This is a genomic window from Rosenbergiella epipactidis (assembly GCF_018494055.1).
Lineage (GTDB): Bacteria > Pseudomonadota > Gammaproteobacteria > Enterobacterales > Enterobacteriaceae > Rosenbergiella > Rosenbergiella epipactidis.
Map to the genome: position 1 here is coordinate 534,220 of NZ_JABBFQ010000002.1, position 13,422 is coordinate 547,641.

Genomic DNA, 13,422 nt, shown 5'->3' on the forward strand with positions numbered 1-13,422 from the left:
GCTTATCTTAAGGTAAGTCGGTTTTTTTCACCTCTCGGCTTAATATTCTCCCCAGAACGCGCTTTTTTTCGACGTATCCCATTTCGAGTTAAAATATTTATCTTTTAAAATCATTTACTTATAAAATTTATCATATAATTATTTGTCCTACTGAAATAAACCCACCTCATCGCCACACTCAATAAATTATAAATTTACTCCATTAATTCAATGAGTTAAGCACTACGTAGCTGTAAAAGTTTTATCGCTAAAAGAGCCCTACTCGGCACTTTCCTTGAAATTGAATCAAAAGCATGTTTACAGTATTAATCTTAAATTGACCTAAACTTAAGAATATGGGGAAGCTATTTATATCTTTCTTTTCCCACTATGACGGGATGTCTGGCTAAGAAAGCTATACATTGCTCTATCATTCCATCGTGAGGATCACAATGTCTGAAGAACAACCAATAACACAAAAACCAAAGAAACATTTTTGGAATCGTAAAAAGGAAAAAGAGCTAACGCTGGACGATATCACCATCGTCGACAACGATATGCTTAAGCGTGCCGTCGGGGCTGCGGCGCTAGGTAATGCCATGGAATGGTTTGACTTTGGGGTATATAGCTATCTAGCCGTAACGATTGGTAAGGTCTTTTTCCCAGCGGCGAGTGGGCCAGCACAGCTTATCGCTACCTTTGGCGCATTTGCTGCCGCCTTCTTAATTCGTCCAATTGGCGGGTTAGTATTTGGGCCTTTAGGCGATAAAATTGGTCGGCAGAAAGTGCTCGCTATTACCATGATCATGATGGCGATTGGGACATTCTGTATCGGTTTAATCCCCTCCTATCAATCAATAGGTATCGCCGCGCCCATCTTGCTGTTAGCGGCTCGTCTGTTACAAGGCTTCTCAACCGGGGGAGAATACGGTGGTGCAGCCACTTTTATTGCTGAGTATTCAACCGACAACCGTCGCGGATTTATGGGGAGTTTTCTTGAGTTCGGGACATTAGGCGGTTATCTCATCGGTGCGACACTCGTCACCGTAATGACATCGGTCTTCACGCCACAACAAATGCTTGATTGGGGATGGCGGATACCCTTCTTTATCGCAGCGCCTCTCGGTATTTTCGGCTTGTATGTGCGACTGAAGCTAGAAGAGACCCCGGCTTTCCAACAACATATGGAGAAGCAGGAAGCGTTGGAGCATAGCAAGCCACGTTTAGGTTTATTTCAGCTGTTAAATAAATACCGTGGGCAAATGCTGAAGTGTATTGGCTTAGTGCTACTGTTCAACGTCTCTAACTATATGCTGACATCCTACATGCCTAGCTACCTAACCGGCATCCTAGGTTTGAGCGAGCTGAGTAGTCTGTTACTGATTATGGTTGTGATGTTCGTGATGATGCCTCTGACCCTGATGTCAGGACACTGGACAGATAAGCTTGGCCGTCGACCTGTCATTGCGGGAGGGGCGATTGGCCTGATCCTCTTCTCGGTACCTTGCTTGCTGTTGATCAGTTCTGGGAATATGTGGTTAGTCTTCTTGGGGCTAATTATCTTAGGCCTTATCCATACCTGCTTTAGCGGCACAATGCCTGCGACGCTGCCTGCATTATTTGCAACCGATATTCGTTACAGTGCATTAGCGATTGGTTTCAACATCTCTGTATCGCTATTTGGTGGAACAACACCGCTCATTACGGCGTGGTTGGTCGATACCTCTCATAACCTGTTGATGCCCGCTTATTACTTAATGGGCGCGGGAGTAATTGGCTTGATCACGGTGTACACCCTACGTGAAACAGCGCGTAAGCCACTTGCCGGGTCGGCCCCCGCAGTAGCGAACAAAGCTGAAGCCATGAGCTTGTTGAAAAAAATCAAACAGAAAAAAATGAAGCAATCCCAGCATTAATTTCCTGTTTATCAGTAAAAAAATACCACAGTGCCCCTGTGGTATTTTTTTGTTCTATAAAAACAAAAATCTATTAATTTACTGATTCTAATCATAAAAACTACAAATCTTATTTGTTACTTGAAATTTAATGATCTAAATCAATACATTTTAAATCCATATTTACCTATCAATAAGCGCCTATCCATCGCTATCACTATCATTTTCTGTTTTAAGATTAGTCTTACAATCCATTTCGTTGCAAGGCGTTATCGAGTTCATAACTTATGGATGAGTCGCTAATGCACAATATCCGGTTCGCTAAAGCGGACTGAACATTCAGGTGCTGGAGTACACAACTACGCCGCGCCGCGCGTCTCTCAATAAGGATTGAACACATGAAAATGAAAACTCTTGCTTTAGCTTCTATCGCTGCATTCGGTTTAGTCTCTGCTGCTGCGCAGGCTGACACTGTGACGGTTAACGGCGGAACTGTACACTTTAAAGGTCAAGTTGTTTCTGCAGCTTGTGCCGTTGATGCAGGTTCAGTTGATCAAACTGTTCAATTAGGTCAAGTTAAAACTTCAACTTTAACTGCTGCGAACAGCACTAGCTCACCTGTTGGTTTTAACATCCAACTTGATGACTGTGACGCAACGGCAACACAAGCATCAATCATCTGGAACGGAACTCAAGGTGGCGCAACTAACATCCTAGCTCTACAAAGCTCTTCTGCAGGCGGCGCGACTAACGTCGGTATCCAAGTTTTGGATAAAGCAGGTAAGCCAGTCGTATTTGATGGTGCGACAGCAAGCACAGCTAGCACCCTGTCAACAGGTACTAACACCCTGCCATTCCAAGCGCGTTATATCTCTCTTGCGGGTAAAGCAACTGCAGGTACTGCGAACGCAGACGCAACATTTAAAGTTCAATACCAATAAGGTATTAACTTGCAAGGATGCGAATGAGGCCAGGATGGCCCGTTATCGTTGAATCCAGGACTCACTCCATGAAAATCAATTATTCAGGAATTTTGGGTGCAATACTGCTGTTTTCACCTTGCGTTATTCTGGCAGAAAATATTGTTCTGGATCCCAGCGAAAATATTTTAGAGTTTCAGGGAAAAATTGTTGAATCATCCTGCGCGGTCGATTTGGCAAACCACGATTTCACGGTAACTCTCGATAAAATCGGCACCAATCAGTTTAGTGTCGCGGGTGCTGAAGCTGCCCCCGTTGACTTCACTATCGATCTTGGAATGTGTACCTCTCCAACGAGAAATAATATTTCGGTACTCTTTCAAGGCGATGAAGACCCCCAAAATACTCAAATTCTCGCTGTCCGACAGCAACGTGATTCAGCTAAAGGGCTAGGCCTTGCTATCTATGATATGCAAAACAATTTAATCCCAATTAATCGTCCTTATCGCTTGTTCACGACGACTAGCCGGGTGTTTGAGAATACAGAGAAGTTTGTCGTCAGGTATAAATCGACATCGCTAAATGTTTTACCAGGCAGAGTCAATGCTGAAGCCAAACTCTTATTTATCTATCAGTAAATTTTCCTTAAGTTTTTTTTCAAAAATTCCCATGATTGTGGTCTCTCTGTTGCCACAAAATATCACCAGATGTCAGAGGTTTATATGATTAACTTTTCTTTGAAAGATCTCCCTAAAGCCTTGATTGCAAGCTCTGTCTTCTTTTTAAGCGCACAGGCCTATGCCGGTGTTGGGCTGGATGCAACGCGCGTGGTCTATCCTGCAGGGCAGAAAGAGGCAAGCTTAGGGGTTCGTAGCCTCAAAGAAACAGATTCATTCCTTATCCAATCTTGGGTGGAAAATGCCGAAGGAAATAAGGTCAATAGCTTTGTTATTACTCCCCCGCTTTTCTTAATGCAAGGGAAAAAAGAGAATACTCTGCGTATTGTTGATAATACCAATGGCGCATTACCTAACGATCGTGAATCTCTTTTTTGGTTAAATGTAAAAGCGATTCCTTCTATGAATAAGAGCCAAGATCAACAAAATACGTTACAGTTTGCAATTACTAGCCGTATTAAAATGTTTTATCGCCCAAGTAATATCAAGATGGCGCCAGAAGATGCACCGTCTAAATTAACTTTCTCACACCAAGGAAGTGCTATTCAGGTTAATAACCCAACGCCTTATTATTTAACCTTAGTGTCTATTAAAGCTAATGGTACCGCGTTGAAAGATAATATGGTTGCACCAATGAGTAACCTCACACTTTCTCCAGAAAGTTCAGCGTCTTCTATAAGCTATAAAACAATCAATGACTTCGGGGCTCAAACACCAACGATCACTGCCTCCGTAAAATAGTTGTTAGATAAATTTTATGTTATGAAGCCATTTTGCATGTATGGATAAAAATATGAAAAGAGACAGATCTCAGCAACCTTCCTTTCGCATAACCAAATTGGTTGTGTGTCTGTCTCTTTGTGGCTACGCCAGTCAATCTCTGGCAGAGACTTACTTTAACCCACGTTTTTTATCCGATGATCCTTCGGCTGTCGCATCATTAAGTAACTTTGAAAAAGGCATTGAAGCGCCTCCTGGCTCGTACCGAGTCAATATTTATGTCAACGACAACTTTGTGACCAACAAAGAAGTCAAGTTCGACATTAATAAGGAGAAGAATCGCCTTGAACCTTGTTTAAGTTACCAAGAACTTGTCCAGTTAGGAATGAATGGCTCTGCAGTCAAAGATATCAGCAAAGATAATCTGACCGTGCAGTGTTTCCCTCTATCAAATAAAATCTCCGATGCCACCAGCTCTTTCGATGTCGGTACCCAAAAGTTATCGTTAAATATCCCTCAAGCATATATGCAAGCTCATGGTCGTGATTATATATCACCTGAGTTATGGAGTGAGGGGATCCCCGCTGCAATGGTGAACTATAACTTCACGGGGAATAAAGCTAAAAGTCCGCATGGCGTAAGCTCAGATATTGCTTACCTCAACCTGCAGTCAGGCATCAACTTGGGCGCATGGCGACTAAGAGATAATACAACGTGGAACTATAGTAGTAGCAAAAATAGCCACGAAAATAATTGGCAACATGTAAATACCTATTTAGAGCGAGATATCATTCCGTTACAAAGCCGTTTAACGTTGGGTGATAGTTTCACCGATAGCGACATCTTTGATAGCGTCAACTTTCGCGGTATCAAACTCGCCAAAACCGACAGCATGCTGCCGGATAGCGAACGAGGTTATGCACCAGTTATTCATGGTGTTGCCCGTACTACTGCCGTGGTAACGGTTAAGCAAAATGGATTTGAAGTCTACCAAAGCACCGTTTCGCCAGGGCCGTTTGTGATTAAAGATATTTACTCGGCGAGCAACAGCGGCGATCTACTTGTTACGGTAAAAGAAGCCGATGGTAGCGTTCAAAGCTTCACAATCCCTTATTCTTCAGTCCCGCTTTTACAACGTGAAGGCTACCTCAAATATAATATTAGTGCCGGTGAGTTCCGTAGCGGTAACAGCCAGCAAAGTCACCCTGATTTCGTCCAAGCGAGTTTGCTACAAGGCCTATCTGCTGGCTGGACAATCTATTCGGGAACACAGCTCTCTAATCACTATAAATCGGTGAATGCGGGTATCGGTAAAAACCTTGGCGGTTGGGGAGCGTTATCTGCCGACCTGACTTATGCCAAAACCACCCTTTATGATGATTCAGAACACACCGGTCAATCATTACGCGTGCTCTACAGCAAAGCCTTAACAGACTGGGGAACGAACCTTCAGCTAGTGGGTTATCGCTACTCGACGAAAGGCTATTATTCGATGTCCGATTCCACTTGGAAGGCGATGAGTGGCTACAGCGTCGACACGAACACGCTGACGGGTGAGCGCTCAGTCGTCGATGCGTATAACCTCAATTTTAACAAGAAAGGACGTTTCCAATTAAGCTTGACCCAAAAAGCAGGAAGCGCAGGCACCCTTTTCGCCAGTGGTTCGGAGCAAACTTATTGGGGAACTGACTCGAAAGATCAGCAACTACAGGCTGGCTACAGTGGTAATATCACCGACATCTCTTATAGCGTGACCTATGCTCTAACCAAAACAGCTTGGGTAGATGGAACAGATAAAAGTATCGCATTCAATATCAGCATTCCATTTAGCCACTTTATGCAGTCCAATACGCAATCCATTTTCCGCAATGCCAGTGCTAGCTATAACATGACCAACGATATGAAGGGTCATAGCATCCACCAAGCCGGTATTTATGGAACACTGTTAGAAGACCAGAACCTCAGTTATAACCTTCAAAAAGGGTATAGTAATACAACGTCTGGATCAGGCGGCTCGACTTATGCCTCGATGTACTATCGTGGTGGCTATGGGAATACCAACATTAACTACAGTGATAACAGCGGTTCTCGACAACTTTATGTGGGCCAAAGTGGCGGGATATTGCTCCATAGACAAGGAGTTACTTTTAGCCAACCGTTAAACGATACCGTTATTTTAGTCAGAGCACCTGGTGCTAAGAATGTCTCAATACTTAACCAGACAGGCGTTAAAACTGACTGGCGTGGTTACGCCGTACTGCCTTATGCAACGGATTATCGTAATAACCGCGTCGCAATCGATACTAACAGCCTCGCCAATAACGTCGATGTGGATGATGCCGTTACAACGATTGTACCGACTCATGGTGCGGTGGTTGCCGCTGACTTTAATACCCATGTTGGCGTGAAATTACTGCTTACGCTCACGCATAATGGTAAAGCTATACCTTTTGGATCCAACGTTACCGCTGTGGATAACAACAATAGCAGTATTGCTGGCGACAATGGCCAAGTTTACTTAACGGGTATGCCACTCAAGGGTTCAGTCAAAGTCTCTTGGGGCGATGAGGCGAGCCAACAATGTTTGGCCACTTATCAACTTACCGAGTTGAACACGAACAAATTACTCAGCTATGCAACTGCCGAGTGTAAGTAACGGAGTTCTTGATGAAATATTCATATATTGCACTAGGTATACTCTGGGCTTCTTGCTTCAGTGCTAATGCTGCGGACAGTACGATTACCATTACAGGTCGATTGAAAGACAACATGTGTTCAGTCTCGGTAGGCTCCAAAGACTTTACTGTCGATCTACGAATTTACGCAACAAACGCCTTTCGTTCGGTAGGGAGCACCTCAAATGCTGTTCCCTTCTCTATAACACTAGAGAACTGTGGCAGAGCGGCTTCTGGAGTAAAAATAAATATGACGGGTACCACCGACAGTACGAATAGTACCCTCTTCAGGAATTCCCCCGCGACCGGATATGCCACCGGTATTGGCGTACAAGTGTTGAATAGTGCAGGGGTGGTCGTCCAACCGAATCAGAGTAGCAGCAACCTTACTTCAACTGCGTTAACTGCCAACCAAACTAATGTGATTACTTACTATGCTCGCATGGTCAGTACCGCAAATCCAGTCGGGGCGGGTACGGTGTCTGCAGCAGCCAATTTTACCCTGCAGTATGATTAATTTAAGGGGATAGACAATGAAAGGCATCTCTCTTTTCATCAGTAGTGTAATACTATTCGCTGGGTCACTTCATATCGCGCAAGCCGCAGATGTAACCATCACCATAAACGGTAAGGTAGTGGCCACCCCCTGTACCGTTGCAACATCAAATGTTGACATTGATTTAGGGACACTGACGAGTACGGATTTCGTTACCGCAGGATCAGCATCCGCTTGGCATAGCTTTACGTTGAACCTCACAAATTGTCCTGTGGGCACATCGAAGGTCACCGCTACGTTTTCTGGATCGTCTGACAGTAGCAATAGCTATTTTGCCAACACTGGCGATGCCACAAATATGGCGATACAATTGGCCGACAGTGATGGTAATAACTTAAAGAACGGAAGTTCGAAGGTTGTTGCCGTTAACGACAGCAGTAAATCTGCGGCACTTAATTTAGAAGTTCGTGCCATTACCACCCAAGGAAAAGCGACTCAGGGAACGATTCAATCAATTATAAATGTTACCTACACCTATTCCTGAGGGTGATTATGACTCGCCAAAAATTATGGCTTACCACATCATTTATCTCATTATTTTCTGCGTGTTTCGCCCCGCATGTTTATGCCTTCACATGCCAAGCACAGGGTACTACATTAAGTAGCAGTGGGTCGGTAAGGGTTAATGTTGCTCTCGCCCCACAAGTTCAATCAGGACAAAATTTAGTCATTGATTTATCGAACAGTATCCAGTGTAAAAATGATGCGCCTCAGCAATATGATGATCCCATCAGAATCGCGGTCAGCTCTGCCTATTCGGGCTCCCTTAATGGTTTTACCGGAAGTATTAATTATTATGGTGTCTCATACCCGTTTCCGACTACCACGGCAACCGCTTATGTTAATAACAAGAATGCGGCATATACGCCTTGGAAAGCGATACTGTATCTCACCCCTCTTTCAGGTGCCTCTGTAAGTGGAGTCGCAATAAAAACTGGGGAATTGTTTGCCAAGGTGGTTCTGGAAAAAGGCCCCAACGCCAGTCAGAGCATTACTTGGAATCTATATGCCAGTAATGATGTCACCGTACCAACAGGTACCTGCGATGTGTCTGCACGCAGTGTCACAGTGCAACTGCCCAACTATTCTCAAGACTCAACGGGAAGCACGGATATACCGTTAACCGTGCATTGTTCACAAACTCGGTCACTCAATTATATTATTTCGGGTAGCACGACGGATAGTGGAGCAACTATTTTCTCGAATGTATTAACATCATCGCCAGCAACTGGCATTGGCGTTAAAATTAGAAATAATGGAAGTGTACTAGCCGCGAACCAGACGGTATCACTAGGTAATGTCGGAACGACCCCTGTCAGTTCAGGCCTTAGTGCCGAGTATGCGAGAACAACTGGACAAGTTACGGCGGGAAATGTGCAATCATTGGTTAATGTTACGTTCTCTTACCAGTAGCCATTAATTATCATCGCGATAAAAAAGGGAGCTTTACGCTCCCTTTTTCAATTACTTATTCTGAAACGCGTAGAATTTTTTATTCTTCAGATCTTGCTCAATTTGCTCCAAACTTTTTCCTTTCGTTTCTGGCACAAGATAGATAATGAAAACCAGAGCGCCTATCGAGATAAGGGCGTACAACCAGAAGGTGTAAGAGGCGCCTAGCCACGTAACGAGGCTTAATGTGGTCAGTGTTACCAATAAATCGAAAATCCAGTGGCTGAATGCGCCTAAGCTCGCGCCTTTGCCCCGTACGAATAATGGATACACTTCCGCGTTGATCAACCATATGCATACACCAAACCCGCCACAGTTCAGCATTAGATAAGCCGCTAAACAGACCACGACCATAATTTGACTGACTTGGTTTTGTGGACCATTACCTAAAAAGAGGTAGCCCATCACCAGTAACGCGACAATCGAACCGGGAATTGTCCAAAGGAGGTAGCGGCGGCGCCCTATTTTATCGACCAAAATACTGCCGATGACAGTCATAATCACCACAAGTAAAGTACTTAGCCCGGTGCCGAGAATCGCGGCTTGATTAGAAAAGCCAGCATGGGTAAGGATGGTCGGTGCGTAATAGATCAGGGCGTTATTACCGGTGATTTGCGAAAACATCGCTATGGCAGCACCCACCACCACGGCGGGACGAATCCAGGGTTGAGCTAAGTCACGCCATGACCCTTCCGGTTGATTAGCGACGGTATGTATCTCTTCAATTTCTTGCTGGGCTAAAGCATTGGTACCGCGGACACGGGTTAGAATACGTAGTGCTTCATCATCACGTTTACGCATCACCAGCCAACGTGGGCTTTCAGGCAAGAACACCATACCGGACAATAAAATTAACGCAGGGATAACCCCTAAACCAAACATCCATCGCCAATGATCACCGAGTACAAAGCCGCTGGCATAAGCGACGGTAATCCCGAATACCACCATAAATTGGAACAAGACGACCATCTTGCCACGATGCTTGGGCGGTGCCACTTCAGCAATATAGACGGGGATGATTTGTGTCGAACTCCCCGCAGAGAGGCCAAGGATGAAACGCGAAATAATTAAGATCGTGACATTTGGCGACATAGCTGAAGCGACGGAACCTATCGCAAAGAGGATTGCGACAAAGATAACCATTTTACGGCGGCCAAGGCGGTCAGAAAACGGCCCAGTACCTAAACACCCAAATATAGCGCCAAAGATAATGGCTCCGGTAACAAGTTGTTTGACCGTATCATCCATCGCGAATGCTTTACCCAATCCGAGTAATGCAACACCAATCACACCGGTGTCATAGCCAAATAACAGCCCCCCCAATGCCGCAATGACGGCAATCCATACCACGATGGTCGGATTAGGCTTTTCGAGCTGCCTCTCCATTGTTTTTTCCATCGCGTTCCCCTAAATTTTAATTGTCGTTATTGTTTGATAAAAATTTGTTTATCCGCACGTTCAGCGGTAGCCTGAATACATTCTGCGTTAGGCTGGTCGGTCGTTGCAATCCACTGTTCTGCCTCGTGATCACTACGACCAAATTCCATATGCCTGCGCTTAAGTTGCTGCAATCGCTGAGTTTCATCGACATGAATGAACCAAGTGTGATCCAAGAACGAAGGCGTTGCTGCCCAGCCATTCTCTTCCAATAATAAATAGTTTCCTTCAGTAATAATTAAGCGTGTCTCTGCCGGTATAGCGATTTCCCCAGCGATCGATTCTTCAATTTCTCGATGGAAGCTGGGGGCATAAACGGTCTCTTGTCGATAAGCCTGTTTAACTCGATGCAATAACGCGTGGTAACCACTGACGTCAAAAGTATCTGGGGCGCCTTTACGCTGTAGACGGCCTAGGCGTTTGAGTTGGTTGTTAGCGAGGTGAAAACCATCCATGGGGATAACCACTAATGTTTCAGCAAACTGCTTTTTTAACCAGTCGGTTAATGTTGATTTACCTGCTCCGGGTAAGCCAACAATACCGAGGATATAGCGGCTATCGCCTTCGCTCCATTGACGGAGTTGTCGTAATGCATTGTCATCAATCATAAGAGGTCTATCCGGACGGAAATAGAAAGCTGCAAAGTGCTAATAACTTAAATAACATTTACAAAACACTCCAATAACAAGGATGAAAATGTGAGCTGGATCATAATGTTTGAGCTAACTTAGCCGACCAAGCTGAATCTTTTCAAATAAACAGCCGATTCATAATTGGGATACATGATTCACCCTAACAGGGGGTTCTGCTATGATCACCTTATTAACGGACTTTTTACTGGGATGGTATCTATGGCAGGCAAGACATTGGGGAACGCGCCGACGCTCTCTGTTTTCGATTTCGATGGGACACTTACGCGACACGACAGCTTTATCCCCTTCTTACGTTTCGCCTTTGGCCGTCGACGTTTCACGCGAAAAATGCTGCATTTGGTTTTCCCAACGCTTCGTTGCTTACGCCGTAAATTAACTCGCGATGAGCTTAAAGAAGTGCTTATTCATACTTTTATGAAGGATATCGAAGAAAGGTGGGTAAAAGAGAAAGCGAATGCCTACTGCCGTAAGTATTTTAAAAAACTAATGCGTCCGAAAGGATTGCTCGCCGTTGCGGCTGAATTGAACACTGGTGCTACCGTGACACTTTGTTCCGCCTCTCCGGAGATCGTTTTACGACCTTTTGCGGATCAACTAGGGATCAATTTAATCAGTACTCAATTAGAAGTCATTGATGGAAAGTTAACCGGTAAAATCTCTGGTAATAATTGCCGTTGTGCACATAAGGTTTCTCGTTTAGAGCAAGTCTACGGTCCTTTAGAAAATTATCATCTACGTGCTTGGGGCGATACCCGCGGCGATTATGAGCTACTCTCTGCAGCACAAGATCCTCATTGGCGGCATTTTCACTCTTCTTCCGCTCCCAAAAAATCGCCGCTAGATAAAATCAAAACATAATTACTGAGAAGCGACTAGGGATAGTGATCAGTAAATCGCTCAAGAGTTCATTAGCAGTAAGAACCCTTGAGCTAGCTGGGCCTATACTGCCTTATCATCCTTTTTCTCAGCGAATAATGAATAATGTTCAGCTATCTTACCTGGTGTAGTTAACCAATACTCTTCACGACGCGCCAACAGCTTTTTCAATGTTTGTTTTAAGCGGAAAAAACGGTAGGGTTGACCCACGATGTAGGGATGTAGCGCTATTCCCATTACTTGAGGCGAACGTTGACTCCGTGCTAACAACTCTTCAAATTGGTATTCAATCATCTGACAAAATGTATCTATTGAAGCCCCATTGGGAATTATCGTCGGTATATCATTGATTTCTTGTGGGTAAGGAATAGAAAGCAAGGGACCATTCTCCGTCGAAAATGAGGTTGGCATATCATCGTGTGCCCAATTTAAGGTGTAGCTAAACTGATTTTTGGCCAGCAATTCAGGTGTATTGAAACTCTCTGATATCCAAGGTGATAACCATCCTTTGACTGATTTGTTATAGGCTGTGAGGCGCTGTAAACAGTAAGCAATCATTTTATCCTCCTCGTTCAACGAGAGTTCACCTTGTCGTTGTGAGTTAGTATGCCCATGACCGATCAGTTCACTCTCGGGTAGTGATAACCATCGCTCGAGTAGCGCTGGACAATAATCAATGATCGACGTATTCGCGATTACTGCAGGAGGGATCTGTAATGTTTCAAATAATTCGGCTAGGTGCCAACCTCCAACTCGATTCCCGTAATCCCGCCAACTGTAGTTTAATACATCTGGATAGTTGGCATTAGCCGATAGCTTTGCCCCTTCTAACGAATCGAACGCAAAGTGTTCGAGATTCATTGCGACATAGAGCGCGAGCCCTTTTCCATTCGGCCAGCGTTGAGACGACGTTGATGCTATCGCTCTATAGGGATATCGCTGAGGAGTGGTAAGAGTATCGAGTTGAGCTTTCTTTGACATAGTTAGCCAGCCTAAAATTGAGGTAAAAAGCCAGTATAGTCATTTCTACGACAATTCGACGAGATGGGCACTATTACATGCTAAAATTACGGATAGAGTAATAAGGAATGAGACAATGAAGAAGATACTTTTTTTATTCGCTGCGCTTCTATTGGTAGGCTGTGCGGCAAAGAAAGAAAAAACACCGGACCAACCAACGTTACATAATGGTAAGTGTGCCAATGCGGGCAAAACCATTAACTGCACTTGGAATGATGTATCTATTTAACTATTTTTCGTAGCCAATGCAAAAAGGCCATCCGTTAGGATGGCCTTTTCGACTTATTGGATGCCTGGCAGTTCCCTACTCTCGCATGGGGAGACCCCACACTACCATCGGCGCTACGGCGTTTCACTTCTGAGTTCGGCATGGGGTCAGGTGGGACCACCGCGCTAGTGCCGCCAGGCAAATTCTTGGTGCTAAAAACGTGCCTTTTTAACGTACTCGGCGTTAACTTCCCTCGCGCTAGTCAGTCACATACCTCTGTATGCGCCTTCTTATCGCTTGGTTGTCGCCTTGATTACGATAAAAATTCATCGTTTCTACAAATTCGTTTCTTAA

13 protein-coding genes and 1 rRNA gene are annotated in these 13,422 nt (G+C 44.5%); 10 read left to right on the forward strand and 4 right to left on the reverse strand.

Annotation, left to right across the window (positions count from 1 at the left end):
- The first annotated feature begins 431 nt into the window (after window positions 1-431).
- The 8 genes from proP to HGT71_RS05390 all read left to right on the forward strand — a co-directional run bounded on the left by proP (window position 432) and on the right by HGT71_RS05390 (window position 8,835).
- Window positions 432-1,895 carry a glycine betaine/L-proline transporter ProP gene (gene proP, locus HGT71_RS05355; RefSeq protein WP_214216903.1) on the forward strand — a complete coding sequence of 488 codons (1,464 nt, stop codon included), beginning with the start codon at window positions 432-434 and terminating at the stop codon, window positions 1,893-1,895.
- A gap of 377 nt (window positions 1,896-2,272) precedes the next feature.
- Window positions 2,273-2,815, forward strand: a complete 543-nt coding sequence (gene fimA / locus HGT71_RS05360; RefSeq protein ID WP_099822986.1) for a type 1 fimbrial major subunit FimA — start codon at window positions 2,273-2,275, stop codon at window positions 2,813-2,815.
- Window positions 2,816-2,883: 68 nt separating this feature from the next.
- Window positions 2,884-3,432: a fimbrial protein gene (locus tag HGT71_RS05365; RefSeq protein ID WP_214216904.1), complete on the forward strand. Its 549-nt coding sequence runs from the start codon at window positions 2,884-2,886 to the stop codon at window positions 3,430-3,432.
- An 84-nt stretch (window positions 3,433-3,516) separates the two neighbouring features.
- Window positions 3,517-4,212 (forward strand): fimbrial biogenesis chaperone, encoded by a 696-nt coding sequence (locus HGT71_RS05370; protein ID WP_214216905.1) that lies wholly within the window; start codon window positions 3,517-3,519, stop codon window positions 4,210-4,212.
- 52 nt (window positions 4,213-4,264) lie between these two features.
- Window positions 4,265-6,847, forward strand: coding sequence for a fimbrial biogenesis usher protein (locus HGT71_RS05375; protein ID WP_244986398.1), 2,583 nt, complete (start codon window positions 4,265-4,267; stop codon window positions 6,845-6,847).
- Window positions 6,848-6,858: 11 nt separating this feature from the next.
- Window positions 6,859-7,383 carry a type 1 fimbrial adaptor subunit FimF gene (gene fimF / locus HGT71_RS05380; protein WP_214216907.1) on the forward strand — a complete coding sequence of 175 codons (525 nt, stop codon included), beginning with the start codon at window positions 6,859-6,861 and terminating at the stop codon, window positions 7,381-7,383.
- Between the two features lie 16 nt (window positions 7,384-7,399).
- Window positions 7,400-7,906 (forward strand): type 1 fimbrial minor subunit FimG, encoded by a 507-nt coding sequence (fimG, locus tag HGT71_RS05385; RefSeq protein ID WP_214216908.1) that lies wholly within the window; start codon window positions 7,400-7,402, stop codon window positions 7,904-7,906.
- An 8-nt stretch (window positions 7,907-7,914) separates the two neighbouring features.
- Window positions 7,915-8,835 (forward strand): fimbrial protein, encoded by a 921-nt coding sequence (locus HGT71_RS05390; RefSeq protein WP_214216909.1) that lies wholly within the window; start codon window positions 7,915-7,917, stop codon window positions 8,833-8,835.
- Between the two features lie 51 nt (window positions 8,836-8,886).
- Here HGT71_RS05390 and HGT71_RS05395 read toward each other — a convergent pair whose 3' ends face one another.
- Both HGT71_RS05395 and HGT71_RS05400 read right to left on the reverse strand, forming a co-directional pair.
- Window positions 8,887-10,272, reverse strand: a complete 1,386-nt coding sequence (locus HGT71_RS05395; RefSeq protein WP_241595737.1) for a sugar porter family MFS transporter — start codon at window positions 10,270-10,272, stop codon at window positions 8,887-8,889.
- A 26-nt stretch (window positions 10,273-10,298) separates the two neighbouring features.
- Window positions 10,299-10,919: a nucleoside/nucleotide kinase family protein gene (locus HGT71_RS05400; protein ID WP_214216910.1), complete on the reverse strand. Its 621-nt coding sequence runs from the start codon at window positions 10,917-10,919 to the stop codon at window positions 10,299-10,301.
- A gap of 243 nt (window positions 10,920-11,162) precedes the next feature.
- Here HGT71_RS05400 and HGT71_RS05405 point away from each other — a divergent pair, with 243 nt between their 5' ends.
- On the forward strand, window positions 11,163-11,822 hold the full coding sequence (locus HGT71_RS05405; protein WP_244986399.1) for an HAD family hydrolase: 660 nt from the start codon (window positions 11,163-11,165) through the stop codon (window positions 11,820-11,822).
- 81 nt (window positions 11,823-11,903) lie between these two features.
- Here the strand turns inward: HGT71_RS05405 and HGT71_RS05410 are convergent, their stop codons facing one another.
- Complete coding sequence (locus tag HGT71_RS05410; protein ID WP_214216912.1) at window positions 11,904-12,821, reverse strand: polysaccharide deacetylase family protein; 918 nt, start codon at window positions 12,819-12,821, stop codon at window positions 11,904-11,906.
- 115 nt (window positions 12,822-12,936) lie between these two features.
- Between HGT71_RS05410 and HGT71_RS05415 the strand changes: the two genes are divergently transcribed.
- The gene (locus tag HGT71_RS05415) at window positions 12,937-13,089 is read left to right on the forward strand and encodes a hypothetical protein (protein WP_168174344.1); all 153 of its coding nucleotides are present in this window, start codon (window positions 12,937-12,939) and stop codon (window positions 13,087-13,089) included.
- Between the two features lie 62 nt (window positions 13,090-13,151).
- Here the strand turns inward: HGT71_RS05415 and rrf are convergent.
- Window positions 13,152-13,267: ribosomal RNA gene (rrf, locus tag HGT71_RS05420) — 5S ribosomal RNA — on the reverse strand.
- Between the last annotated feature and the right edge of the window lie 155 nt (window positions 13,268-13,422).

Coding starts and splice junctions, on each gene's coding strand:
- HGT71_RS05390 (WP_214216909.1), top strand. CDS start 7,915: ATGACTCGCCAAAAATTATGGCTTACCACATCATTTATCTCATTATTT.
- HGT71_RS05370 (WP_214216905.1), top strand. CDS start 3,517: ATGATTAACTTTTCTTTGAAAGATCTCCCTAAAGCCTTGATTGCAAGC.
- HGT71_RS05400 (WP_214216910.1), bottom strand. CDS start 10,919: ATGATTGATGACAATGCATTACGACAACTCCGTCAATGGAGCGAAGGC.
- fimF (WP_214216907.1), top strand. CDS start 6,859: ATGAAATATTCATATATTGCACTAGGTATACTCTGGGCTTCTTGCTTC.
- fimA (WP_099822986.1), top strand. CDS start 2,273: ATGAAAATGAAAACTCTTGCTTTAGCTTCTATCGCTGCATTCGGTTTA.
- HGT71_RS05405 (WP_244986399.1), top strand. CDS start 11,163: ATGGCAGGCAAGACATTGGGGAACGCGCCGACGCTCTCTGTTTTCGAT.
- proP (WP_214216903.1), top strand. CDS start 432: ATGTCTGAAGAACAACCAATAACACAAAAACCAAAGAAACATTTTTGG.
- HGT71_RS05410 (WP_214216912.1), bottom strand. CDS start 12,821: ATGTCAAAGAAAGCTCAACTCGATACTCTTACCACTCCTCAGCGATAT.
- fimG (WP_214216908.1), top strand. CDS start 7,400: ATGAAAGGCATCTCTCTTTTCATCAGTAGTGTAATACTATTCGCTGGG.
- HGT71_RS05375 (WP_244986398.1), top strand. CDS start 4,265: ATGAAAAGAGACAGATCTCAGCAACCTTCCTTTCGCATAACCAAATTG.
- HGT71_RS05415 (WP_168174344.1), top strand. CDS start 12,937: ATGAAGAAGATACTTTTTTTATTCGCTGCGCTTCTATTGGTAGGCTGT.
- HGT71_RS05395 (WP_241595737.1), bottom strand. CDS start 10,272: ATGGAAAAAACAATGGAGAGGCAGCTCGAAAAGCCTAATCCGACCATC.
- HGT71_RS05365 (WP_214216904.1), top strand. CDS start 2,884: ATGAAAATCAATTATTCAGGAATTTTGGGTGCAATACTGCTGTTTTCA.